This window comes from Ralstonia sp. OTU4908 (assembly GCF_038440115.1).
GTDB lineage: Bacteria > Pseudomonadota > Gammaproteobacteria > Burkholderiales > Burkholderiaceae > Ralstonia > Ralstonia pickettii.
This window is the reverse complement of record NZ_JASATD010000114.1, coordinates 1-331: the sequence shown is the minus strand read 5'-3', so window position 1 is coordinate 331 and position 331 is coordinate 1. Positions and strand designations below refer to the sequence as shown.

The 331-nt window shown below is 63.7% G+C and carries 1 protein-coding gene; it reads right to left on the bottom strand.

The genetic code is table 11. The features are described 5' to 3' along the window. Positions 1-331: IS66 family transposase (locus AAHM38_RS25565; RefSeq protein WP_342234433.1), on the bottom strand; the 331-nt coding region annotated here is incomplete at both ends.

The window sequence follows — 331 nt, the reverse complement described above, 5'->3', positions numbered from 1 at the left end:
AGCCGGCCACCGCTTGAGGCTGTAGTCAATGGCCCGCGCGATCGCCGAGCCGTCTGGGACGCGGCGTCGCTGTTCCTCGAGCCAGGCGTGCAGCCGCTCTAGAATCGGGCCAGCCCTTTGTTGCCGCGCTGCCAGGCGCTGGTCTGGCTCAGCATCCCGCACTTGCGCCTCGATCTCGTACAAGCTCACCATGTAGCGCAGTGCCTGGCCCGCCAATTCGCTCTTGTGCTTGTCGTGCAGTTCAAAGAACTTGCGCCGCGAATGGGCCATGCAACCGATCTCAGTGACGCCACCGTCGAAGCTGGCCTTGTAGCCGGCGAAGTCATCACAT